Here is a 23,238-nt window from a genome sequence, read left to right as displayed (position 1 = left end):
AATTTACTTCTTAAAATAGTTATCTAATTTGTTCAGCTCAACTGTCTCCTGTACGCCGGTTGTTAAATTTTTCACTAAACAATTATTCTGTTCTATTTCTTTACTGCCGATAATAATTACAAAAGGAATTTTCTTTTTCTCAGCATAAGTAAATTGTTTGTTGATTTTGGTGAACTCGTGGTATAATTCACAGGCAATGCCTTTGCTCCTTAATAGTTGCATTGCGCCAAAAGCAAACTTGCTTTCAGCATCACCCATATTAAAAAATAAAGCCTGTGTACTTATGGAAAGATCTTGAGGAAAGAGATTCAACTCTTCCATTACATCATAAATTCTGTCAACACCAAAGCTAATACCCACACCCGGAATACCCGGAACACCAAATAAACCGGTCAGATCGTCGTAACGTCCGCCACCACCGATGCTGCCGATCTTTACGGTTGCCGGTGCTTTTGCTTCAAAGATGGTTCCGGTGTAATAATTCAATCCTCTTGCTAATGTAAAATCTACAAGGATGTTTGCCGTTGGTAAATATTGCTGTACAGCACTTACAATAAATTGTAGTTCCTCTATTCCTTGTTTGCCTGTATCGGTATCGCTTAATAAAGAAGTGATAGCAGATAATTTCTCTTCATTGTTTCCTGTAATCAATAAATATTTTTCGATGATAGCAATTTGATCAGTCGCAATTTGTCGTTCAGCTAACTCTTCTTTTACTTTCTCGATACCGATCTTATCCAGCTTATCAATTGCAATGGTAATATCTGTAAGTTTTTCAGATGCATTTACTTTTTCTGCCAATGCTGCTAGTATTTTACGGTTGTTGATTCTTAGTTCATAGTGAGCAATTCCTAATAGAGTAAATACTTCGTGATAAATAGCTGATAATTCTGTTTCAGATAATAGGCTCTTACTTCCCACCACATCTGCATCACATTGTGTAAACTCACGGTAGCGCCCTTTCTGAGGGTTGTCACCACGCCAAACGGGTTGTATCTGGTAGCGCCTGTACGGAAATGTTAGTGTATTATGATTCATTGCTACATAACGTGCAAAAGGAATCGTCAGGTCATATTTCAACGCCCGTTCTGTAAGGTCAGCACTGCTTTTTCCTTGCATTACTTTTTCAAACCCGGCTTTAGCTTTGTCGATGTTTTTAGGATCGGTTAAGCCATTATTGAGTATTTTATAAATCAATCTATCGCCTTCTTCCCCATATTTGCCCATCAATGTTTCCAGGTTTTCCATAGCGGGCGTTTCCAATGGTTCAAAACCATATTTTTCAAATACTGTTTTAATAGTAGTGAAAATAAAATTGCGTTTACGCACGATATCTGCAGATAGGTCTCTTGTTCCTTTCGGAATCGATGGTTTACTCATTTATTGTAAAGAAGAAGATTTAAGATTAGTTACACTATAGTTTTCAATTATTTTGTTGCAGGCTTTTTCAATCAGTTCAAACACTTGATGGTAGCCTGCTTCGGGGCCATACCATGGATCCGGTACATCCATATTTTTTCCTGGATACAATTCATTCATCAACAGATCTGTTTTCTCTGTATCAAATTTTTCTTTTGCAATTCGTTTCATATCATCCAGCACATCATCAGCCAATGCATATATTTTATCAAAGCGATCAAAATCTTCTTTCATAAATCTTCTTGCACGTTGCTTACTAATATCAATGCCATGTTGTTTAGCAACTTTTTGTGATAAAGGATGCGGCGCTTCACCTACATGATAACCGTTAGTGCCTGCGCTGTCGATTATCCAGTTTAATCCTGCTTGTTTAGCTTTTTGCTGTAAAATGCCTTCTGCTAAAGGACTTCTGCAAATATTGCCCAAACAAACCATTAAAATTTTCATGGCGCAAAGATAAGAAAGGTGAAAGGTAAAAGTAGAAAGGCAAAAGAGCAAACAATTTGAAATTTGTTATTTGGAATATGGAATTTGATGACAATTTCATCTCACTATTACCGGCGCCGGTTTTGAAAATTTATTACTCACTTTCAAAACCAACTTATATGCAACCAGAAATGATCTTAAAAAGCGATGTATTGGACATCCTTTTTGAAAACCGAAACAAGGCTTACGGGGCTTATGTACTACGTAAAAATTATAATGACAGAATTTATCAAGCCCTGCTGATTACTTTATCATGTGCAGCTTTAGTATTATTCTTATCTCAATTAAATTTTAAGGAACAAGTAAAGCAAACACCAATTGCCATTTTTGATCCAACTGTTTTGCAACCTCCGAAAGCTCCCGAAAAGAAAAAAGAAGAACCCAAAAAGAAAAATAGTGACGTTATTAAAAGAACCAGCCAGGCTGTTGCAACTGCTAAGCTGACAAAGCCGCTTGTTGTACCAAACGATAAAGCAGATGTGAACATCCCTAAAATATCCGACCTTGATAATAAAATAATTTCAACCAGTACAGCATCCGGCATTGATAATCCTGGAATTATTAATACTCAAGTGAAAGATACATTACAAGGAAATGGAGGCGGTAAAGATTTAGTTGATAATGCTCTACCAACAAGTAATCCTGATATAATGCCTCAGTACCCGGGAGGCAACGAGGCGCTTTCCCGTTTTTTGCAGAAGAACCTGCGCCCGCAAAATGATATGGCGGAAGAAGAGGTAAAAGTGAATGTTCGGTTTGTGGTTGGGTTTGATGGAACCATTTCCGGCTTTACGGTGGTAAAAAGCGGTGGCGAACAGTTTGATGAAGAAGTGTTGCGTGTATTAAAGAAAATGCCGCACTGGGTTCCGGGAAAATCGAACGGTAAAAATGTGGCGGTATATTATATGGTACCGGTAACATTTGTAACAGAACAGTAAGATAGAACACTGATAACACAGATTCTTATGAGTATAAAATTTAAATCATAATTAATCTGCCTGATCAGCGTTTTCAGTATTCTATCCAAAACATTTCAGTAGTTTTGCGCTTCATTTTTTACTATGGCAAATCAGGAATTTGACGAAGAATTCGACGAAAAGCAGAAAAATTATCGTCGAATGAAAAGCATAATAGATTATGGCATGGGAATTTTATGGATCGCAATGGGAATATTTCTTCTCATGCCCACAAAGTTCAGTGTGAATTTCAAGAATTATGATAATGCCTTAATGAAAAGCTTTGCAGGAATTTGTTTGTTATACGGCGGGTTCAGAATTTACAGGGGTTACAAGAAAGCATATTATAAGTGAGAACATCTTTTAAAAATATAATTAAAACTGTTGGCAATTGTTTCATGTTGCTGGCTGGTTTAGTATGTCTTAATAGTTGTAGCGGACCTAATGTTCGTACAGACCTGGATACTACCAGCAGCGGCATAATCAACATTAGTGTAGACGAGACCTTTAAACCTATCATAGATTCTCAAATCGAAGTGTTTGAAGCGTTATATCCTAAAGCAAAGATCGTAGCTCATTACAAGCCGGAAGCAGATTGTTTAAGAGACCTTATTAAAGATTCAGCCACAAGAATGGTAATTGTAACAAGAGGATTGACCGACAACGAAGAAATATATTTTAGGGATTCTCTGAAATATATTCCTTTATTTGACAAAGTGGCGAATGATGCGGTGGCAGTGATTGTAAGCAACCAGTCTGCTGATTCTGTTATTACAATGGAAAAGATCCGGGCTTTGCTGGAAGGCAATACTGCTGATAAAGAAAAAGTGGTGTTTGACGGAACCAGCGCCACCAGTACGGTTCGCTTTGCAGTAGATTCTATTTTACGAGGGAAGCCATTGAATGGAGATAAAGTGGTTGGGGTTAAGAACAGCGAAGAGGTTATTAATTACGTAGCAGAACACAATGATGTAATTGGGTTGATTGGGGTGAGCTGGGTAGGAGATAAGGAAGATAGCAATCAGGTAAGTTTCTTAAAAAAAGTTAAAATTGCTTCGGTTGAGTGTAGTAAGTGTGGAGATAATATTTTTGTAAAGCCTTACCAGTTCAATATTTTATACAAGCGCTATCCATTGGTACGCGGATTGTATTATATATTAAAAGAAAATTACGACGGTTTGGGAAATGGATTTGCCAATTTTTTAACCCAGGAAAAAGGACAATTGATCTTCAGAAGGGCATATCTTGGTCCGGCTAAAATGGATTTTACTTTACGAACCGTTACAACAAATTAAAAAGAACAAAAGCTAAATAAAATGAATACACTAAGAAAAGGGTTTTTAATGATGGTGATGACAGTGGTTGCATCTGCATCATTTGCTCAAACTATTGAAGACGGAAAAAAGTTTTTCTTTTATGAAAGATTTGAAAGCGCTAAAAAAGTTTTCAGTCAATTAGCAGCTAATAATGTTGAAGCAACTTATTGGTTAGGCCAGAGCGAAATTGCATTGGAAGATGTAACGAGTGCAAGAACTTTATATCAAAATGCATTGATGGCAAACTCTAACAGCGGTTTGTTATTGGCAGGTATGGGACAAATAGAGTTGCTGGATGGAAAAACCCAGGATGCACGTCAACGTTTTGAAACGGCTATCAGCTTAACACAAAGCAAAGATGCAGCAGTCTTGAATGCTATTGGCTTTGCCAACATTATTGCTCCTAAAGGTGACGCTTATTATGCAATTGATAAATTAAAACAGGCATCCACCCTTAAAAAAAATAAAGATGTAGATGTGCTGATCAATTTGGGAGATGCATATCGTAAAATATTAGATGGTGGTCAGGCGCAAACATCTTTTGAAAGCGCTATCGCTATTGATGCTAAAAACCCACGCCCATCTTATAAAATAGGTAAGATATACGAGTCGCAGGGTGTGCAGCAGGAAGATATTTTTGCAAGATATTATAATGAAGCAATTGCTAAAGACCCAACGTATTCGCCGGTTTATTATGCTTTGTACAGTTATTATTATCATAGAGATGTAAACAAATCAAAAGACTATTTGGATAAATACATCGCTAATTCAGACCCAAGTCCCAAAGACTGCTATTATTTAGCTTCTATTTTATATGCATCAGGACAGTTCCAGCAAAGTATCGCTAAGAGTGATGAATGTATAGCTGCTGACGGTGCTAATCCTTATCCAAATTTATTCGGATTAAAAGCATATGCTTATGATAAATTGAATGATTCAGTAAATGCGAAGTCTTTCTTTGAACAATATTTGGCAAAGCAAACAGCAGATAAGATCGGTCCAACCGATTACTCTACTTATGCAAAAAATTTACTGAAGTTTCCGGGGAATGATTCTTTAGCCGGATTGAATATAGATAAAGCAGTGGCTTTGGATTCATTGGAAAAAGATAAGCTGACGGATATTACCGTAATGTTGAATTATTATACCGCACAACAGAACAATAATAAAGTAGGCGATTGGTATAAAAAGATAATAGCTTTAAGAACACAGCCTGTAAAAAGTGATTATCAATCTACAGGTTTTAGCTATTATAGAGCGGGCAATTATCCTGCAGCAGTTGCAATATTCGACTCTGCTACAAAATTATTCCCAGATGATGTATACAGTTATTATATGTTAGCGAAAGCAAATACAGGTATTGATACTGCTATGACCTTGGGTTCCGCAGTTGCTCCTTATCAAAAAGTATTGGAGTTAGGGTATGCTGATACTGTGAAAAACAAAACACAATTAATGATAAGCTATAAATATCTTATTGCTTATTATGCAAATGCTAAGCATGACAAAGCAACTGCACTAATGTATTGCGATAAAGCCCTGGCTTTAGATCCTACAGATGCTGACATACCTAAATACAAGGAAGCCATTAACAGGTTAAACACCAGGACACCGGCAACCCGTACCACCCGGTAATTACAATATGTAGTTATTACACAAAAAATCAATATTAAAAAATTTCATCCCCGTTCTTAAAAAACGGGGATTTTCTTTTTAAAAGCAGATTGTTTTTTGCCTTCGCTAACGTACTTTTGTAACTACTTTGTCATTTTTTGGTAATAACCATGAATTTTACACTTCTTCAAATAGCTAGTTCGGGAAACGCAGTAAGTTATTTACCTATTGTTTTACAATTGATTTTTGCGATTGGATTGATAGTTACTATTATTATTGTTTCCAGTCTATTGGGTCCAAAACGCAAAACCACTGACAAATTGCAGAATTTTGAAAGTGGAATTGAAATTAAGGGAAATGCCCGCCAGCCAATGGCTATTAAATATTTCTTAGTAGCAATTTTATTTGTTTTGTTTGATGTGGAAGTGATATTCTTTTATCCTTATGCGTTAAACTTTAAACAATTAGGCTGGGAAGGTTTTTTTGCAGTGATAATGTTTGTGGCATTGTTCTTAGCAGGCTTCATTTATATTTTTAAGAAAGGAGCGCTGAATTGGGAAGACTAATTTTAAAGAATAATTAATAATTAAAAATTGATAATTGGTTCCTCAAGTTGTTATACTGATGTGCAACTAAAAAATTATTAATTATTAACTCTAAATTTTTAATTACAAATGGCTCGTCCGGTACAATACAATACAAAACTTAAAACAGTAGAAGCTCCGCCAAGTTTCATGGGCGAAGGTTTTATGGCTACCAGTTTCGATAAAGTGATTGGATTAGCACGTAAAAATTCTATCTGGCCATTACCATTCGCAACATCCTGTTGCGGTATTGAGTTTATGGCAACTATGGCAAGTCACTATGATTTGGCTCGCTTTGGTTCTGAGCGTGTAGGTTTTTCTCCTCGTCAATGTGATCTATTAATGGTGATGGGAACCATTTCAAAAAAAATGGGACCTGTTTTACGCCAGGTATATTTACAAATGGCAGAACCACGCTGGGTTTTATCGGTTGGGGCTTGTGCCTGCAGCGGTGGTATTTTCGATACCTATTCAGTATTGCAGGGAATTGACCAGGTGATTCCGGTAGATGTTTATGTGCCGGGTTGTCCTCCGCGTCCCGAAGCAATTTTAGATGGCTTTATGAAGATCCAGGATTTAGTGGGGCAGGAAAGCTTACGGAGACGCACAAGCGATAAATATAAAGACTTAATGGCTAGTTACGGAATTCAATAAATAACTATGTTAACGAACGAAACAGTTAAACAAAGGCTAGTAGAAAAATTCGGAGAGCAATTAAAAGATTGGCAAGAGCCTTATGGTATGTTAACTTTTGCAGCGCCTAAAGAAATGAATCTGAAAGTGCTGCAATTTTTGTTTGATGACGAGGAATTATACTTTAAATTTTTAGCCGATTTACAAGCCGTGCATTATCCGGAAAGAATTGGTGAAGAGTTAGCAGTTGTTTATCACATACATAATTTAAGAGATAATCTACGCATACGTTTTAAAGTTTATACCGATATTAAAACACCCGATGTATTTAGTGCTACAGCATTATTTGCAGGTGCTAACTGGATGGAAAGAGAAACATACGATTTCTTCGGGGTGAACTTTGTTGGTCATCCTAATTTAATAAGAGTACTGAATGTAGATGAAATGGATTATTTCCCGATGCGAAAAGAGTTTCCGTTGGAAGACCAGACGAGAATTGATAAAGATGATGAAATGTTTGGCAGAGGCGGAACTATGATGGGCTTTGGAACAGGAATGGGAACGCATCATGACTCTATTGCAGAAGACAACAAAGTTGATAAGAGCAAAGAGATCTAAAATAGTTGAATAAAGATATTCAGTAAAAAAGAGTGACAACGATAACGGGTAGACGAAAAATGCTGGTGGCAAAAAAATAATAACAAGGCGCATGAGCGAACATATTTTATTACCGGAAGGAAGTATCGAAAAACAAACCACTACGTTGAACATGGGGCCAACGCACCCGGCAACGCATGGCGTGTTTCAGAATATTTTGGAATTGGATGGAGAGCGCATTTTAGAAGCTACTTCTACGGTTGGTTATATTCATCGTGCATTTGAAAAGTTAGCAGAGCGTAGACCTTTATATCAAATTACGCCGCTTACGGACAGGTTGAATTATTGTTCATCACCCATCAATAACATGGGATGGCATATAACCTGCGAAAGATTATTAGGGGTAACAATTCCCAAGCGTGTAGATTATTTGCGCATCATTATAATGGAATTGGCTCGTATCAGCGATCATTTAATTTGTAATTCGATTGTGGGTGTGGATAGCGGCGCTTACTCAGGCTTTTTATACCTTATGCAATATCGTGAGTTGATATATGAAATTTATGAAGAAGTGTGCGGCTCACGATTGACAACGAACATTGGTCGTATTGGCGGTTTTGAAAGAAACTTTACCAATACTGCTTTTGAAAAATTAGAGAAGTTCTTAAAAGAATATCCCGCTGTTTTAAAAGAGTTTGAAAAACTGTTTGTACGCAACCGCATTTTTATGGAACGTACCATTGGTTGCGGACCTATCAATGCAGAGCGTGCATTGAGCTATGGTTTTACCGGTCCGAACTTACGTGCAGCCGGTGTTGATTATGATGTTCGGGTGCATACGCCATACAGCAGTTACGAAGATTTTGAGTTTACAGTTCCTGTTGGTACAACCGGCGATTGTTATGATCGTTTCTTGGTTCGTGAAGATGAAATGTGGCAAAGCTTAAGCATCATCGAGCAGGCGTATAAAAAAGTGCAGGAGTTCAAAGGAACAGAAGCAGAAGTGTTTCATGCCGATGCACCTGCTTATTATCTACCTGAGAAAAAAGATGTGTACACTAAAATGGAAGCATTAATCTATCACTTTAAAATAGTGATGGGTGAAACAGATATTCCCGTCGGTGAAGTTTATAGTGCAGTGGAAGGTGCGAATGGTGAGTTAGGATATTATTTAATAAGCGATGGCGGAAGAACGCCGTACCGCCTGCATTTCCGCAGACCATGTTTTATTTATTACCAGGCATATCCTGAATTAGTAAAGAACGGAATGTTGAGCGATGCGGTTATCACAATGAGTAGTTTGAATTTAATTGCTGGAGAATTAGATGCATAATTTATGAGTGTTGAATTTTCAAAAGAAGGATTAAATAAGGTTAGCGAGATCATTGCCCGTTATCCGCAAGGCAAGCAAAAAAGTGCCTTGCTTCCTGTATTGCATTTGGCGCAACAGGAGTTTGGCGGCTGGCTGGATGTTCCGGTGATGGATTATGTGGCGACTTTATTAAGCATTGAACCGATCGAAGTGTACGAAGTGGCTACCTTTTACAGCATGTATAATTTAAAGCCCGTTGGTAAATATATGTTCGAAGTTTGCCAAACGGGTCCTTGCATGTTGCGTGGCAGTGATAATATTATCGATTACATAAAAGAAAAACTAAACATCGGTGTGGGGGAAACAACGGCCGATGGAATGTTTACATTGAAAACAGTTGAATGTTTAGGAGCTTGTGGTTATGCACCGATGATGCAGTTGGGAAAGTTCTTCCGTGAACATTTGACGAAAGAAAAAGTAGATAGCATTATTGAAGAGTGCAGGGCAAATGCTGCTTCAAATAATTAATAAATGAAAAAGATTCTTGCTTGCATATTATTATTGAGTGTTACTATCGCTAACGCACAAACGAAAGATGAAAAGACACTCATTGATAAAACCTATTTGTTGAGCAATACTGTTTTTGGAACAAAGGATAGTTTGACCCTGGAAAGCCTGTTTGCGGCAACAGCAACATACGGACATTCGCATGGTAAACTGCAAACGAGAAAAGAAGCGATAGACGGAATTGCGCACAACCAATCAGTTTATACAGATACCTCTATTGCAAGCATAAAAGTTTTGATTGAAGGAAATACCGCCATTGTACGTTATCTCTATAAAGCAAAAGAAAATAAAAAAGACGGCACCATCGTTTCTTTAAATTTTACGATGATGCTGGTTTGGATAAAAGAAGATAACAATTGGAAATTGTTCGGAAGGCAGGCGGTAAGTTTAGATTGATTAATTTAGTTTGATACTAATTATAAATGGCAAGAAAATTATTATTAGAAAAAGCTCATGTAGAAAACATCCGGTTATACGATGTGTATCGCCGTGAAGGTGGTTATAGAAGCGTGGAAAAAGCATTGAAGACATTATCTCCTGATGCAGTTACGGAAGAAGTAAAGAAAAGCGGCTTGCGTGGGCGCGGTGGTGCTGGTTTTCCTACAGGAATGAAGTGGAGCTTTTTGGCAAAGCCCGAAGGTGTACCTCGTTATTTGGTAGTAAATGCAGATGAAAGCGAACCAGGCACATTCAAGGATAGATATTTAATGGAGTTCATTCCTCATTTGTTGATTGAAGGAATGATTGTTTCCGCTTTTGCGTTAGGCAGTAACGTTAGTTACATATATATACGTGGTGAATATGCATGGATTCCTGATATTTTAGAACAAGCCATTGCAGAAGCAAAGCAAAATGGCTGGCTCGGTAAAAATATTTTAGGTAGCGGATTTGATTGTGAAATTTATGTTCAACGTGGTGCAGGTGCTTATATCTGCGGTGAGGAAACGGCGTTGATTGAATCATTGGAAGGTAAAAGAGGTAATCCAAGAATTAAGCCTCCTTTCCCTGCGGTAAAAGGGTTGTGGGATTGTCCGACGGTGGTGAATAATGTTGAAACCATTGCAGCAGTTGTTCCTATCATTAATGATGGTGGGGAGGAATATGCAAAGATTGGTGTTGGTAAATCAACCGGAACAAAATTGATTTCTGCATGTGGTAATCTGAATAAACCCGGAGTGTATGAAATCGACATGACCATTTCTGTTGAAGAATTTATTTACAGTGATGAATATTGCGGTGGCATTCCTAATGGTAAAAAATTAAAAGCTTGTATTCCCGGTGGTTCATCGGTTCCCATATTGCCTGCTAACTTATTATTGAAAACAACTAAAGGCGAATCACGTATGATGAACTATGAAAGTTTATCTGATGGCGGTTTTGCAACAGGTAGTATGATGGGTAGCGGCGGTTTTATTGTGTTTGATGAAGACCAATGTGTGGTTCGTCATACTTTATCATTAGCTCGTTTTTATCATCATGAAAGTTGCGGACAGTGTAGTCCCTGCCGTGAGGGAACCGGTTGGATGGAAAAAATATTAAAGAACATTGAATACGGTAAAGGAAAGATGAGCGATATTGATTTATTGTGGGATATTCAGCGTAAGATAGAAGGTAATACGATTTGTCCGTTGGGTGATGCAGCGGCTTGGCCGGTTGCAGCAGCTATTCGCCATTTTAGAGATGAGTTTGAATGGCATGTATTGAATCCTGATGAATCACAAAGAAGAAATTATGGGTTGATGCACTATGCAGATCCTATTCATGTTCCTGTAACAGCATAATTGTATATGGCAGAAGAAACAAAACCAGCAGCGCCTGCAAATTTTAAAGTTACTATCGATAATATTACTATCGAAGTAGCGCCGGGCACTACTATATTAAATGCTGCACGCAAAATTGGTGGCGATGTAACGCCGCCGGCTATGTGCTATTACAGCAAGTTGCAGGGCAGTGGTGGCAAATGCAGAACATGTTTGGTGGAAGTAAGCAAAGGCTCTGAAAAAGATCCACGTCCGATGCCGAAGTTGGTTGCTTCGTGCAGAACAACGGTGATGGATGGCATGGAAGTAAAAAATATTACCAGCGATAAAGTAACGGATGCAAGAAACGGTGTGGTTGAATTTTTATTAATTAATCATCCGTTAGATTGTCCGATATGCGATCAGGCTGGTGAATGTCATTTACAGGATTTAGGTTACGAGCATGGTAAAGAAGGCACCCGCTTTGAATTTAAAAGAAGAGAGTTTGAAAAAGAAGATATCGGTTCGTACATACAATTGCACATGACACGTTGCATATTGTGTTATCGTTGCACATATGTGGCAGATCAGTTAACTGATAAACGTGTACATGGTATTTTAGACAGAGGTGATCATGCAGAAATTTCCACTTACATTTCTAAAGCAATTGAAAACGATTTTAGCGGTAACATGATAGATGTTTGTCCTGTTGGCGCTTTAACCGATAAAACATTCCGGTTTAAAAATCGTGTATGGTTTACAAAACCGGTATATGCACATCGCAATTGCGAAAACCCTGATTGTTGCGGTAAAGCAACATTATGGTTGCGTGGCGATGAAGTGTTTCGTGTAACAGTGCGTAAAGATGAATGGGGTGAAGTACAAAGCTATGATGGTAAAGCCGGTTGGATCTGTAACACTTGTCGCTTCGATAAAAAGCAAACAAGCGATTGGCAAATTGAAGGTTTGGCAAATATTAATCGTCACTCGGTGATTGCACAAGGAAAATATCCAGGCTTAGTAGTTCCAAAAGAGACGATCAAAGAAGTAATGGATGGACGAGCACCGAAATTGATCATGGATATTCATGAAGTAAGTGGAGTAAATGATCCCACTCTCGATCTGAGTAAAATAAACGGACCGGCGCATTCGAATAACTTTGCTCCGAATCCGAATGTAGAAGATCATTTGAGGTCTTAAGTGAATAGAGATAAAAAGTACAAGAGAGTGACACAACGGTGACGAGTAAACGCAGAAATGCTGATAACAAAATAATTTATGTTTTTACTAATAGACTGGATATTTTTAATTGAAAAGTTGGTGCTGATAATTGTAGTAGTATCGGCATCATTGGTGATTGCCATGTACAGCACATGGGCAGAACGTAAAGTGGCTGCCATCATGCAGGACAGAAGAGGTCCGAACCGTGCAGGTCCATTTGGTTTGTTGCAACCTTTAGCAGACGGCGGTAAATTATTTTTCAAAGAAGAAATTATTCCAAATCTTTCTACAGGATTTTTATTTGTATTAGGCCCTTGTTTGGCAATGTTGACGGCAACAATGACAAGCGCTGTAATTCCATGGGGAAACACCATTCATTTATTCGGGAGAGATATCCAATTGCAAGTTGCGGACGTAAACGTTGGGATATTATATGTATTCGGCGTATTGAGTTTAGGTGTTTATGGAATAATGATAGGAGGTTGGGCAAGCAATAACAAGTTTTCATTAATGAGCGCCATGAGAGCGGCTTCGCAGATCATTAGCTATGAATTAGCAATGGGAATTTCCTTGATTGCTTTATTGATGATAACGGGAACGCTTAGCCTGAAATCAATTGTGAATTTCCAGATGGATGGAATTTGGAATATTGTAAAGCAGCCATTAGGCTTTTTGATATTCTTGATTTGCGCATTTGCAGAATGTAATCGTACGCCGTTTGATTTAGCAGAAGCAGAAAATGAATTGAACTTCGGTTATCACCAGGAATATTCATCAATGAAGCTTGGCTTTTATTTATTTGCTGAATACATTAATATGTTTATCAGCAGCGTGATAATGGCTACGTTATTCTTTGGCGGTTATGATATTCCTTTTGTAAACGACGCTCATTTAATGGAAAAAATAGGAGGTAATTGGATGGCGGCTTTACACGTAGGCTGCTTGTTTATAAAAGTAGTTTGCTTTTTATTTTTCTTTATGTGGGTACGCTGGACAATTCCACGTTTTCGTTACGATCAACTAATGAATTTGGGATGGAAAACATTAATTCCATTAGCTTTATTCAATATGTTGGTGACGGGAGCAGTAGTGTTGTTACATCAAAATCACTGGCATTTTTGAGGATAAAAAATATATTTGCAAAAAATTAAAAGGTTCGGGAACATTAAATATGCAGGCATTAACAAACAGAGCAAAACAGGTTGACCGTAAGCCGATGAGCTTTTCTGAAAGAGCTTATCTGCCTGCCATTTTAAAAGGCATGGCAATTACGTTTGGTCACATGTTTAAGAAAAGACCTACGGTTAATTATCCTGAAAAAACAAGACCTTTCAGCCCGGTATTCCGTGGGTTGCATATTTTAAATAGAGATGAAGAAGGTCGTGAAAACTGTACTGCTTGTGGGCTGTGCGCAGTAGCTTGCCCGGCAGAAGCGATAACAATGGAGGCTGCAGAAAGAAAAACAGGCGAAGAAAATTTATACAGAGAAGAAAAGTATGCAGCTAAATACGAGATAAATATGTTGCGCTGTATTTTTTGTGGTTTATGCGAAGAAGCTTGTCCGAAAGACGCTATTTATTTAAGTGAAACGTTTGCGCCGGCTAATTACCAACGCAAAGGATTTATTTATGCTAAAGACGATTTATTAATTCCTGATCCTAAAACTAACCCCGACGAGTATGCGAAAGCAAAAGGTAACAGGGTTAAAAGAGAAAACTCAAAGTAAAACGAACTAATCTGCAATAATGAACATTACGCAAATATTGTTTTGGTTGTTAAGTGTATTGACATTGGGTGGCGCATTGCTGGTAGTAATATGTAAAAACCCGGTGCACAGTATTTTATCATTGATCGTAACTTTCTTCGCAATATCGGGGCATTATATTTTATTGAATGCACAATTTTTAGCTATTGTAAATATTATAGTATATGCAGGCGCCATCATGGTGCTGTTTTTATTTGTGGTAATGCTGATGAACTTAAACGCAGCATCAGAACCGCAACGAAATAAATATTTATTATACGGTGGTACTATTGCGGGAGGAAGTTTATTGATTGTATTGGTAGCAGCCTTAAAACAAAGCGGTGATGCAATGAACCCCGTACAATTAAAAACAGGAAGCATCGGTTTGGTAGGACATTTAGGTAAAGCATTATTTACCGATTATGTAGGGCCTTTTGAAATAAGCAGCGTACTATTTTTAAGCGCAATGGTCGGCGCTGTCATCATTTCAAAAAAAGAACATCAAGCGTAATTTATGGCGATATCTAACTATATATTTTTAGCATCGGCTTTATTCACCATTGGTGTGATCGGCGTGTTAACACGTCGCAACGCCATTATTATTTTTATGTGCGTGGAGCTGATGTTGAATGCTGCAAACTTATTGTTGGTAGCGTTTTCGCAAATGCACAATGCACACTTGGGAAAATATTTTCCAACATTGGCAAGCGATGCGCAGGTATTTGTATTTTTTATAATGGTAGTAGCAGCGGCAGAAGTAAGTGTGGGCTTAGCCATTATCGTTATGTTGTATAGAAATACGCATAGTGTAGATGTGAACTTTTTGAACAGGCTAAAAAATTAATTAATAATTAAAAATTAGTAATTAAGAATTGATTGCATTATAAGCTCTTTTTTGGTAACAAATAGTTGTTCCCTGATTGAACTTCGATGGCGACGCTGCGTTCAACGATGAATTTCTATTTGGCTTTTAGTGAAGCGAATAATTTAAGATAACAACGAATCAAAAGAATTATTAATTGCTAATTATTAATTCTTAATTAGAAAAAGAAATGAATTTTATTTATTTAATACCATTACTTCCGCTTATCGGCTTTTTAATTAACGGTCTTTTCAGAAAATCGTTAAGCAAAACATTAGTGGGATTAATTGGAAGCGGCGTTATACTGGCATCATTCATCATCAGCTTAATGGCTTTCTTCCAGGTAAAAGCCGGTAATTCTGCAGTAGTTTCTTTATTTGAATTCATCAATACATCTTCTTTAAAAATTGATTTCGCTTTCCAAGTTGACCAATTATCATCAATCTTTTTATTAATAATTACAGGTGTAGGTTTCTTGATTCATGTTTACTCTACATCTTATATGCACGAAGAAGATGACAAAGACTTTGCAAAATATTTCGCATACCTGAACCTGTTTGTTTTCTCTATGCTGTTATTGGTATTAGGGGCAAATTATGTGATCATGTTCATCGGTTGGGAAGGCGTAGGACTTTGCTCTTATTTATTGATCGGCTACTGGTTTAAAAATGTAGAATACACGAATGCGGCAAAAAAAGCATTCATCATGAATCGTATTGGCGATTTAGGATTTTTGTTGGCTGTATTTTGGTTGCTTGCAAAATTAGGAACAGCGGATTATCATACCGTATTTGCAAATGTTTCCAAACTATCTCCAAAAGAAATAACAGGCATCACCTTATTATTATTTGTAGGTGCTACGGGTAAAAGTGCGCAAATACCTTTATACACCTGGTTGCCCGATGCGATGGCCGGTCCAACACCTGTGAGTGCATTGATACATGCTGCAACGATGGTAACTGCAGGCGTTTACATGATTGCACGCAGCAACATTTTATATACAATGGCGCCATGCACATTACATGTGGTAGCTATCATAGGAATTGCAACAGCAATATTAGCGGCAACAATCGCATTGAAACAAAACGATATTAAAAAAGTGCTGGCATACTCCACCGTTAGCCAGTTAGGATATATGTTTTTAGGGTTAGGCGTTGGTGCTTATACCGGCGCTGTGTTTCATGTAATGACACACGCTTTCTTTAAAGCATTGCTATTCTTAGGGGCAGGTAGTGTAATACATGCAATGGGTGGTGAACAGGATATGCGTAATATGGGCGGATTAAAAAAACATATGTTTTTTACACACGCAACTTTTTTGGCGGGATGTTTTGCAATTGCAGGTATGCCGCCATTCTCCGGTTTCTTTTCTAAAGATGAAATATTAGCAGCAGCATATGAACAAAGTCCTGTGTTGTGGGTGATTGGAGTAATAGGTGCCTTGCTTACGGCATTTTATATGTTCCGCTTATATGCTATGACTTTCACTGGTAAATTCAGAGGGACGCATGAACAGGAACATCATTTACATGAAAGTCCGGCGGCTATCACAATACCATTGATCATTTTAGCAGTATTAGCAATAGTAGGTGGCTTAATAGGAATACCGGAAGTATTCATGCACGGCGGTCATAAATTAGAAGAATTTTTAGCGCCCATATTTGCACAATCAAAAGTATTGCAGGCTGCACACGAACACACACCATTATCTCATGCAACTGAATATGCATTGATGGCGGTTTCTGTTGGCGGTGCGTTGATAGCTTTAATATACGCATGGACTAAATTCAGTAAATACGAAAAAACAGATAAAGAAGAAGCTGGATTAGGTAAAGTGCTGGCAAACAAATGGTATATCGATGAATTATATGATGCTATTATAGTAAAACCTTTACAGGCAATTGGCAAATTCTTAAATAACGTAGTTGAGAAAAGCGGTATAGATGGAATTGTGAATGGCGTTGGTAAAGCAGTTAATTATAGCAGCCGCCAAATTCGTTTGCTGCAAAGCGGCCAAGTTGGTGCATATGTGCTAATGATGGTAATTGGCATGTTAGTTTTATTTATTGTTCAATTGTTTTGTAAAAATATTTTTTAATGCTCGGCGATAGTATAACATTTCCGCATTTATTGATCTTCTTTCCGCTAATAGCGGGATTGATTACTTTCTTTTTAAAGAAAGATTCAATAGTAAAAGTGTGGGCATTCATTGCTTCGCTGATTACATTGTTTATTTCAGCTGCAAGTTTATATCATGCTGATAATGCAGCATACAATGGACTTACTTTTAACTACGAATGGTTAAGATATCTTGGCACAAGCTTTTCTGTTAGTTTAGATGGTGTTGGAAGAATATTAACTTTTCTAACTGCTATTTCATTTCCTATAATATTTGGCGCTACTTATAAAAATGAATATAAAAACTCCAACGTATTTTATGGTTTAATGTTATTGGCTCAATGCGGGTTAATGGGAGTATTTTTAGCAACTGATGCATTATTGTTTTATTTCTTCTGGGAGTTGGCATTAATACCTGTTTATTTCTTGTGCAGTCGTTGGGGTGGTGAAAAAAGAATACAGGCTACATTCAAATTTTTCATTTACACATTTGCCGGTTCCTTATTAATGTTAGTAGGGATCATCTTTGTGTATTTACATACAGCACCTACAAGTTATGCGCCGCACAGTTTTGCAATGAACGCATTTTATAACGCAAGCCTGAATCATTCACAACAAAACATTTTATTCTGGTTGTTTTTTATTGCCTTCGCTATAAAGATGCCGATATTTCCTTTTCATACATGGCAACCGGACACATACGAGCAATCTCCAACAGCAGTTACAATGGTGTTAAGCGGTATCATGGTAAAGATGGGTTTGTTTGCACTGATACGTTGGCTATTGCCCGTGTTTCCTTTGGCCGTTGCTAAGTTTGATCACGTAGCAATTGTTCTTTCAATAATAGGAATTTTATACGCCAGCTTGATTGCTATTCAGCAAGATGACTTAAAACGCCTGGTAGCGTATTCATCTATTGCACATATCGGTTTAATGAGTGCTGCCATCTTTGCTACAAAAGCCATTGGACTTGAAGGCGTGATTATACAAATGTTCAATCATGGTATTAATATTATTGGTTTGTGGATAGTCATTGATTTGACTGAAAAGCAATTAGGTGTTCGCAAGATATCTCAGCTCGGAGGCATTGCCACTAAAGCACCGGTATTAACCATTGCATTAGTAGTTATAGCCTTTGCAAATATTGCCTTGCCGTTAACCAATGCATTCATAGGAGAATTCATGATGTTCAGCGGTTTATTTGAGTATAATAAATGGTATGCAGCAATCGCAGGCATTAGTGTAATATTAGCAGCTGTTTATACTTTGAACATGGTGCAAAAAGTATTTTATGGCGAAACCAATGCATTGACTGCAACGGTTAAAGAAGTTTCATTGAATGAAAAAATTGTATTAGCAATATTGGTTGTTTTAATATTTGCAATAGGAATTCATCCGCAACCGATATTTGATTTATCAAAAGACACGGTATCCTTATTAACAAAGTTGGTTACCCGTTGAGATTAAAATATGAATGCGATTATATTTACTGCAGTATGGGGAATTGTAATGATGTTTGGTGGTGTATTCATCAAAAGTAAAAGCACACCTAAGTATTTAGCAATAATTGGCCTGATATTTATTTTGCTTGCCAATTACTGTGAAATATACAGAGGCAAACCCTTTTTTGTAATTGATGTAAAAGATGCATTGCATTTCAATAGTTTTAGTCTCACTTTTATAACGATTATTCTCGCCTGTACTTTATTGTATTTTTTATTGAGCGGAAGAGATATTGAGAAAGTAGGAGAACATGTATCAGAATATTTTTCATTAATATTTTTTGTGCTGTGCGGTGCTTGCATTGCAGCTACATTCAATACATTGTTGATGTTGTTCATCGGAATAGAGATAATTTCTATTCCTTTATATATACTAACGGGGAGTGACAAACGAAATCTAAAGAGCAACGAAGCTGCATTGAAATATTTTTTGATGGGGGCTTTTTCTACGGGCATTATGCTGATGGGTATTGCCTTTGTATATGGAGGTAATGCGGACGTAGCTTCTTTCAATATCACTAATATTAATTTGGGAGCCGGCAAAATGCCAACACTCATTGCGGTTGGTTTGGTGTTTTTATTAATTGCCATGTCATTCAAAGCGTCAGCCGCGCCTTTTCATTTTTGGACACCGGATGTATATGATGGTGCTCCTACGGTTTTTACTTCCTTTATGGCAACCATTGTAAAGGTTGCAGTGTTCATGGCCTTTATCCGTTTGTTTGAAGGTGCTTTTGGTAAAGTGCAACAACAATGGCAAGCACTTATCGTAATTATTACTGCAGCAACTTTATTAATAGGAAATATTACAGCTGTATTTCAGCAAAGCGTAAAACGAATGCTGGCTTATTCGAGTATTGCGCAGGCCGGGTTTATGCTGTTAGCTTTGTTTGCATTAAATCAACAGGCAAAAGAAGGATTGGTGTTATATGCAGCAGCGTACAGTTTAGCTTCTATTGGTATGTTCGCTATCTTACTTAAAATGAATGATTACACCATTGATGGGTTTAATGGATTGATCAAGCAGCAACCTGTATTAGCAGTTACTGCCGGAATATTTTTATTATCCCTTACAGGTGTTCCTTTAACTGCCGGTTTTGTAAGTAAGTTTTATATGTTGTTGTCAGCTGCCCAAAGCGTACACTTTCATTGGTTGATCATTTTGGCAGTGTTATGTGCAGCAGTGAGCGCTTATTATTATTTCAAGATCATACAAGCTATATTCTTTAAAGAAAATACAACAGCTCAACAAACATGGGATGTAACACCTGCGTTTAAAATATTATTGATCATTACAGCTGCATTAATTATTGTGTTAGGATTGTATCCTGATATTATTACAGAAGCATTGCATTATTAATTATTTGTACTTAGCAATACTATTTCTATTAAGCATAGTAGTGTCACTCACTTGTTCTGTTTATTCTTTATTTAACTACTTTATTTTCATTTGCAGTATCATTCCTAACTTTAGTAAAGAATGAAAACGGTCGATTCCATCTCTTTATCGTTTAGAACCATTAAGGGCAACCGCCTTCGCACAGCCATTACTGTTATTATTATGGCATTGGGTATAATGGCGCTGATCGCCATTATCACTGCTGTAGATGCAGTCAATAACAGCTTAACGGAAAGCTTTTCTACCATGGGTGCTAATGCCTTCAGCATCCGATATAAAGAACGCATGATACAATTCGGCGGCGGTAAACATGGAGAAACCAAATTGGTAAATAAGAACTCCTTAAAGGCAAAAGCATCCAGCGAGGGAAGAGTAATTACTTATGACCAGGCAAAATTATTTAAGCAGAATTATTCATTTCCTGCCAAGGTCAGCATTGCATTATCCGGTCCCAATAACATAGTGGTCAATAGCGATCTTAAAAAAACCAATCCGGATGTAAGAGTAATGGGAGGAGATGAAAACTATTTGGCATTAGGCGGTTACACTATTGCAACAGGCAGAAATTTTAATCAAGCGGAAGTGGAGAATGGAGAGAATGTATGTATCATAGGCGAGGCAGTGTCAGAAAAATTATATGATGACCCTCAAAAAGCGATTGATAAAATTATTAACGTAGCCAATATTCATTATCGGGTAATAGGTGTGATGCAAAGCCGTGGCTCCAGTGCCTTTTTTAATGCGGATAAAATTGTGATCACTACCTACAACAATATCCGGCGTATTTATGGAACCGGAAATCAATCATACAGCATAGCCATCATGGTAAATGATTTTAAAATGATGGATGTGGCAGTAGGGGAAGCTATCGGAGCGTTTCGCCCTATACGTAAATTAGACCTTACAGAAGATGATAATTTTTATATCGATAAAAGTGACAGCATCGCATCTACTTTAATTAATAGTTTTGGTATTTTGCGATTTGCCACTTTAATAATTGCTTTTATTACGTTGATAGGCGCTGCTATCGGTTTAATGAATATTATGTTGGTTGCAGTAAATGAACGTACCAAAGAGATCGGCTTGATAAAAGCGATCGGCGGAAAATCGGCTGACGTTAAAGCTCAGTTTTTGTGGGAGTCTATTTTGATCAGTTTGATGGGCGCTTTGTTTGGGATCATTGCGGGGGTTATCTGCGGAAACCTGGTTGCAATACTCGTAAAAACAAGCTTTATCATTCCCTGGCTTTGGATTATTGGCGGCATAGCGGTTTGTACATTGGTCGGGATTTTGGCAGGCTTGTATCCTGCTTATAAAGCAGCTTCGCTTAATCCCATTGAGGCGTTGCGATATGAGTAAACAGAGATATGATTTTTTTGTTAAATAATAGTCAAAGGCTATCAGTAAATTTTTCCCGATTATTCTCAAAAATATCAGTGTTGGTAATTGTTTCATTCAATTTTTCATTACCTTGTGCCTCCTCTAAAAAAAATTTCTGAACAAAGAATGCTCACAGCAACGCATTTTTACTTAGCATTGTGTGGGCAAATAATTAACGATTTTTAAAAAACTACAATTTTTCATTAAAACTTGAATTTTTATGGCAGAGACTAAACCAACATCAACTTCGGTACAGGTAAAAAAATCCGGCAACTATGTTTCATGGGTAGTGCCAGTAGTGGCAATCATTGCAGGATATCTTATCTGGCGCTTTTTATTAGGAGCTGATAAAAACTTTACTAATCCTGATCCTAATGGCGGTTTTTGGCCTGACCATAAAGGTCCTATCGGAAACTTTGTAAAAATGTACGAAGGAGGGATCCTTGTTCCTCTTTTGATCGCAGCTTTCTTGATTGTAATTACTTTTTCAATTGAAAGATTGTTAACCATACTTAAAGCTGCCGGTACAAGTTCTAATGCAGATTTCATTCGTAAAGTACAATATCATTTGGCAAATAAAAATGTAGATGCTGCTATTTCAGAAGCTGACAAACAAAAAGGTTCTGTTGGTAATGTAATGAAAGCGGGTTTACGCAAGTATAAAGAAATGATCGGTACGGACAGTTTGGATGCTGAACAAAAAGTATTGGCTATTCAAAAAGAAGTAGAAGAAGCAACGGCATTGGAATTGCCAATGTTGGAAAAGAACCTGGTGTTCTTATCTACTATCGCTTCTATTGCAACCTTATTCGGACTGTTAGGAACGGTAATGGGTATGATTCGTGCCTTCGGTAACTTAGGTGAATCTGCTGGTAGCGAAGCTGCAAAAGGATTATCTCAAGGTATTTCTGAAGCGTTATATAATACAGCATTAGGTATCGGTACTTCTGCACTGGCTATTGTAATGTATAATATTTTCACTACCAAGATCGATTCTATTACTTATGCGATCGATGAATCAGGTTTTACATTAACTCAAAGTTTTGCATCGTTGTATAAATAATCCTTCGGGGTTATGGAAAGGAAACGGTTTTGAATCTTAATTGTAAAGCATAAAATAATTCAAATGGGAAGAGCAAAAGTAAAACGTAAAGGAACGTCCATCGACATGACGGCGATGTGCGATGTTGCTTTTCTTTTATTGTCATTCTTTATATTAACGGCTCAGTTTAAACCATCAGAAGCAGTGCCTATTGAAATACCCAGCTCTGTAGCTTCAAAAGCAGCCTCACTAAATACAGATGCATTTGTGGTGTCTATCAATCATGAAGGAAAAGCATTTGTAGAATTGAGCGACCCGGGTATAAGAGGAAAGGTTTTTGATGAAATGGAAAAACTAAAAGGAGACCAGCTACCTGCCAGCTTAAGAACCAAGTTTGTTAACGCAAGCATGGTACCTGCACCCGTAGGAAGCTTATCACAATTTTTACAAATGACTCCTGAACAAGTTAAAAAAACAACTTTACCCGGCGTACCGTTAGATACGTTGGGAGGGGAGCTGAAAGATTGGATAGCTGCAGGGTTAGCGGCTTATAATGGGAATGTAAATAACATACATTTTATTATTAAAGGCGATAATTTGGCTAAGTATCCTTTTATAAGCGATGTGCTGACTGCGTTTAAAAAGAATGAAGTATTTAAATACCAGTTACTGACATCGCCCGAAGCGGTGCCACCAGGAACTGAGTTATATAAGAAAAGTGTTCAGGGAATTAAACAAGACGATTAG

24 protein-coding genes are annotated in these 23,238 nt (G+C 37.4%); 22 read left to right on the top strand and 2 right to left on the bottom strand.

Annotation, left to right across the window (positions count from 1 at the left end):
* Positions 1-3: 3 nt before the first annotated feature.
* Positions 4-1,380 (bottom strand): histidine--tRNA ligase, encoded by a 1,377-nt coding sequence (gene hisS / locus K9M53_RS13460; protein ID WP_224015758.1) that lies wholly within the window; start codon positions 1,378-1,380, stop codon positions 4-6.
* Positions 1,381-1,866 carry a low molecular weight protein-tyrosine-phosphatase gene (locus K9M53_RS13455; RefSeq protein WP_224015755.1) on the bottom strand — a complete coding sequence of 162 codons (486 nt, stop codon included), beginning with the start codon at positions 1,864-1,866 and terminating at the stop codon, positions 1,381-1,383.
* 158 nt (positions 1,867-2,024) lie between these two features.
* Between K9M53_RS13455 and K9M53_RS13450 the strand changes: the two genes are divergently transcribed.
* The 22 genes from K9M53_RS13450 to K9M53_RS13345 all read left to right on the top strand — a co-directional run bounded on the left by K9M53_RS13450 (position 2,025) and on the right by K9M53_RS13345 (position 23,238).
* On the top strand, positions 2,025-2,843 hold the full coding sequence (locus K9M53_RS13450) for a TonB family protein (protein WP_224015752.1): 819 nt from the start codon (positions 2,025-2,027) through the stop codon (positions 2,841-2,843).
* A 180-nt stretch (positions 2,844-3,023) separates the two neighbouring features.
* Entirely contained in the window at positions 3,024-3,215 is a 192-nt protein-coding gene (locus K9M53_RS13445) for a hypothetical protein (RefSeq protein ID WP_224015750.1), read from the top strand.
* Positions 3,212-4,156, top strand: coding sequence for a PstS family phosphate ABC transporter substrate-binding protein (locus K9M53_RS13440; RefSeq protein WP_224015748.1), 945 nt, complete (start codon positions 3,212-3,214; stop codon positions 4,154-4,156). Before K9M53_RS13445 ends, K9M53_RS13440 begins: the two co-directional genes overlap by 4 nt.
* 21 nt (positions 4,157-4,177) lie before the next feature.
* Complete coding sequence (locus K9M53_RS13435; RefSeq protein ID WP_224015745.1) at positions 4,178-5,812, top strand: tetratricopeptide repeat protein; 1,635 nt, start codon at positions 4,178-4,180, stop codon at positions 5,810-5,812.
* Positions 5,813-5,961: 149 nt separating this feature from the next.
* Entirely contained in the window at positions 5,962-6,357 is a 396-nt protein-coding gene (locus K9M53_RS13430) for an NADH-quinone oxidoreductase subunit A (RefSeq protein ID WP_224015743.1), read from the top strand.
* A 108-nt stretch (positions 6,358-6,465) separates the two neighbouring features.
* A complete protein-coding gene (locus tag K9M53_RS13425) occupies positions 6,466-7,029 on the top strand; it encodes an NADH-quinone oxidoreductase subunit B (protein WP_224015740.1) in 564 nt (187 codons plus the stop codon).
* 6 nt (positions 7,030-7,035) lie between these two features.
* A complete protein-coding gene (locus tag K9M53_RS13420; RefSeq protein WP_224015737.1) occupies positions 7,036-7,626 on the top strand; it encodes an NADH-quinone oxidoreductase subunit C in 591 nt (196 codons plus the stop codon).
* A 91-nt stretch (positions 7,627-7,717) separates the two neighbouring features.
* A complete protein-coding gene (locus K9M53_RS13415) occupies positions 7,718-8,938 on the top strand; it encodes an NADH-quinone oxidoreductase subunit D (RefSeq protein ID WP_224015735.1) in 1,221 nt (406 codons plus the stop codon).
* A 3-nt stretch (positions 8,939-8,941) separates the two neighbouring features.
* Positions 8,942-9,445: an NADH-quinone oxidoreductase subunit NuoE family protein gene (locus K9M53_RS13410; RefSeq protein WP_224015733.1), complete on the top strand. Its 504-nt coding sequence runs from the start codon at positions 8,942-8,944 to the stop codon at positions 9,443-9,445.
* A 3-nt stretch (positions 9,446-9,448) separates the two neighbouring features.
* Positions 9,449-9,880, top strand: coding sequence for a nuclear transport factor 2 family protein (locus K9M53_RS13405; RefSeq protein ID WP_224015731.1), 432 nt, complete (start codon positions 9,449-9,451; stop codon positions 9,878-9,880).
* 26 nt (positions 9,881-9,906) lie between these two features.
* Positions 9,907-11,265, top strand: coding sequence for an NADH-quinone oxidoreductase subunit NuoF (gene nuoF / locus K9M53_RS13400; RefSeq protein WP_224015729.1), 1,359 nt, complete (start codon positions 9,907-9,909; stop codon positions 11,263-11,265).
* Between the two features lie 6 nt (positions 11,266-11,271).
* Positions 11,272-12,423 carry a 2Fe-2S iron-sulfur cluster-binding protein gene (locus K9M53_RS13395; protein ID WP_224015726.1) on the top strand — a complete coding sequence of 384 codons (1,152 nt, stop codon included), beginning with the start codon at positions 11,272-11,274 and terminating at the stop codon, positions 12,421-12,423.
* Positions 12,424-12,501: 78 nt separating this feature from the next.
* The gene (gene nuoH, locus K9M53_RS13390; protein WP_224015724.1) at positions 12,502-13,566 is read left to right on the top strand and encodes an NADH-quinone oxidoreductase subunit NuoH; all 1,065 of its coding nucleotides are present in this window, start codon (positions 12,502-12,504) and stop codon (positions 13,564-13,566) included.
* A gap of 49 nt (positions 13,567-13,615) precedes the next feature.
* A complete protein-coding gene (gene nuoI / locus K9M53_RS13385) occupies positions 13,616-14,170 on the top strand; it encodes an NADH-quinone oxidoreductase subunit NuoI (RefSeq protein ID WP_224015722.1) in 555 nt (184 codons plus the stop codon).
* Between the two features lie 19 nt (positions 14,171-14,189).
* Positions 14,190-14,699, top strand: coding sequence for an NADH-quinone oxidoreductase subunit J family protein (locus K9M53_RS13380; protein ID WP_224015719.1), 510 nt, complete (start codon positions 14,190-14,192; stop codon positions 14,697-14,699).
* Positions 14,700-14,702: 3 nt separating this feature from the next.
* Positions 14,703-15,032, top strand: coding sequence for an NADH-quinone oxidoreductase subunit NuoK (gene nuoK, locus K9M53_RS13375; protein ID WP_224015717.1), 330 nt, complete (start codon positions 14,703-14,705; stop codon positions 15,030-15,032).
* Between the two features lie 208 nt (positions 15,033-15,240).
* Positions 15,241-17,148: an NADH-quinone oxidoreductase subunit L gene (gene nuoL / locus K9M53_RS13370; RefSeq protein WP_224015714.1), complete on the top strand. Its 1,908-nt coding sequence runs from the start codon at positions 15,241-15,243 to the stop codon at positions 17,146-17,148.
* Positions 17,148-18,629, top strand: coding sequence for a complex I subunit 4 family protein (locus tag K9M53_RS13365; RefSeq protein WP_224015712.1), 1,482 nt, complete (start codon positions 17,148-17,150; stop codon positions 18,627-18,629). The genes nuoL and K9M53_RS13365 overlap by 1 nt, the downstream gene beginning before the upstream one ends.
* A 9-nt stretch (positions 18,630-18,638) precedes the next feature.
* A complete protein-coding gene (locus K9M53_RS13360; RefSeq protein WP_224015710.1) occupies positions 18,639-20,030 on the top strand; it encodes an NADH-quinone oxidoreductase subunit N in 1,392 nt (463 codons plus the stop codon).
* Positions 20,031-20,150: 120 nt separating this feature from the next.
* Positions 20,151-21,428 carry an ABC transporter permease gene (locus K9M53_RS13355; protein WP_224015708.1) on the top strand — a complete coding sequence of 426 codons (1,278 nt, stop codon included), beginning with the start codon at positions 20,151-20,153 and terminating at the stop codon, positions 21,426-21,428.
* 241 nt (positions 21,429-21,669) lie between these two features.
* Positions 21,670-22,512 (top strand): MotA/TolQ/ExbB proton channel family protein, encoded by an 843-nt coding sequence (locus K9M53_RS13350; protein ID WP_224015705.1) that lies wholly within the window; start codon positions 21,670-21,672, stop codon positions 22,510-22,512.
* 63 nt (positions 22,513-22,575) lie between these two features.
* On the top strand, positions 22,576-23,238 hold the full coding sequence (locus K9M53_RS13345) for an ExbD/TolR family protein (RefSeq protein WP_224015704.1): 663 nt from the start codon (positions 22,576-22,578) through the stop codon (positions 23,236-23,238).

The sequence above is a fragment of the Ferruginibacter albus genome (assembly GCF_020042285.1).
GTDB lineage: Bacteria > Bacteroidota > Bacteroidia > Chitinophagales > Chitinophagaceae > Ferruginibacter > Ferruginibacter albus.
The sequence above is the reverse complement of the archived record's forward strand: the minus strand, read 5'-3'. Positions and strand labels throughout refer to the sequence as shown.

Coding starts and splice junctions, on each gene's coding strand:
- K9M53_RS13410 (WP_224015733.1), top strand. CDS start 8,942: ATGAGTGTTGAATTTTCAAAAGAAGGATTAAATAAGGTTAGCGAGATC.
- K9M53_RS13425 (WP_224015740.1), top strand. CDS start 6,466: ATGGCTCGTCCGGTACAATACAATACAAAACTTAAAACAGTAGAAGCT.
- K9M53_RS13445 (WP_224015750.1), top strand. CDS start 3,024: ATGAAAAGCATAATAGATTATGGCATGGGAATTTTATGGATCGCAATG.
- K9M53_RS13350 (WP_224015705.1), top strand. CDS start 21,670: ATGGCAGAGACTAAACCAACATCAACTTCGGTACAGGTAAAAAAATCC.
- hisS (WP_224015758.1), bottom strand. CDS start 1,380: ATGAGTAAACCATCGATTCCGAAAGGAACAAGAGACCTATCTGCAGAT.
- K9M53_RS13455 (WP_224015755.1), bottom strand. CDS start 1,866: ATGAAAATTTTAATGGTTTGTTTGGGCAATATTTGCAGAAGTCCTTTA.
- K9M53_RS13415 (WP_224015735.1), top strand. CDS start 7,718: ATGAGCGAACATATTTTATTACCGGAAGGAAGTATCGAAAAACAAACC.
- nuoL (WP_224015714.1), top strand. CDS start 15,241: ATGAATTTTATTTATTTAATACCATTACTTCCGCTTATCGGCTTTTTA.
- nuoF (WP_224015729.1), top strand. CDS start 9,907: ATGGCAAGAAAATTATTATTAGAAAAAGCTCATGTAGAAAACATCCGG.
- K9M53_RS13420 (WP_224015737.1), top strand. CDS start 7,036: ATGTTAACGAACGAAACAGTTAAACAAAGGCTAGTAGAAAAATTCGGA.
- K9M53_RS13395 (WP_224015726.1), top strand. CDS start 11,272: ATGGCAGAAGAAACAAAACCAGCAGCGCCTGCAAATTTTAAAGTTACT.
- K9M53_RS13405 (WP_224015731.1), top strand. CDS start 9,449: ATGAAAAAGATTCTTGCTTGCATATTATTATTGAGTGTTACTATCGCT.
- K9M53_RS13365 (WP_224015712.1), top strand. CDS start 17,148: ATGCTCGGCGATAGTATAACATTTCCGCATTTATTGATCTTCTTTCCG.
- nuoK (WP_224015717.1), top strand. CDS start 14,703: ATGGCGATATCTAACTATATATTTTTAGCATCGGCTTTATTCACCATT.
- K9M53_RS13430 (WP_224015743.1), top strand. CDS start 5,962: ATGAATTTTACACTTCTTCAAATAGCTAGTTCGGGAAACGCAGTAAGT.
- K9M53_RS13380 (WP_224015719.1), top strand. CDS start 14,190: ATGAACATTACGCAAATATTGTTTTGGTTGTTAAGTGTATTGACATTG.
- K9M53_RS13435 (WP_224015745.1), top strand. CDS start 4,178: ATGAATACACTAAGAAAAGGGTTTTTAATGATGGTGATGACAGTGGTT.
- K9M53_RS13450 (WP_224015752.1), top strand. CDS start 2,025: ATGCAACCAGAAATGATCTTAAAAAGCGATGTATTGGACATCCTTTTT.
- K9M53_RS13345 (WP_224015704.1), top strand. CDS start 22,576: ATGGGAAGAGCAAAAGTAAAACGTAAAGGAACGTCCATCGACATGACG.
- nuoH (WP_224015724.1), top strand. CDS start 12,502: ATGTTTTTACTAATAGACTGGATATTTTTAATTGAAAAGTTGGTGCTG.
- K9M53_RS13360 (WP_224015710.1), top strand. CDS start 18,639: ATGAATGCGATTATATTTACTGCAGTATGGGGAATTGTAATGATGTTT.
- K9M53_RS13355 (WP_224015708.1), top strand. CDS start 20,151: ATGAAAACGGTCGATTCCATCTCTTTATCGTTTAGAACCATTAAGGGC.
- nuoI (WP_224015722.1), top strand. CDS start 13,616: ATGCAGGCATTAACAAACAGAGCAAAACAGGTTGACCGTAAGCCGATG.